This window comes from Streptomyces sp. NRRL B-24484, from assembly GCF_000717715.1.
In the GTDB taxonomy this organism is placed as follows: Bacteria; Actinomycetota; Actinomycetes; order Streptomycetales; family Streptomycetaceae; genus Kitasatospora.
Window position 1 is genome coordinate 1 of the sequence record NZ_JOAI01000168.1, and the last position, 273, is coordinate 273.

Below are 273 nucleotides of genomic sequence, written 5' to 3' on the forward strand. Positions count from 1 at the left end.
GTCGTGGACTCGCCCTGGACGTCCGGGCCGCCGCGCGAGCTCGCGCTGCGCATTCCGCCCGGCGCGTACCGGGTGGACGTCGCCTGGGCGGACTCGCCCAGCCTCCTCGACGGCTCCTACTACGAGCACCGGGAGTGCGCCGCGACCCGGCTGTGCGTCCGCGACGAGCCGGTGGTCTCCTGGGAGGTCGCCCTCGGCGTGGGCGAGGACGTGTCGGGCCCGCACGCCGCGGACGCGGGGTTCACGGCGGAGGAGGCCATGGGCTGCTTCGCC

1 protein-coding gene is annotated in these 273 nt (G+C 76.6%); it reads left to right on the plus strand.

What is annotated here, in order from left to right; translation table 11 throughout:
- Window positions 1-273, plus strand: a 273-nt coding sequence (locus tag IE98_RS0141770) for a DUF4241 domain-containing protein (protein WP_030278043.1), incomplete at both ends; no start/stop codon positions are given.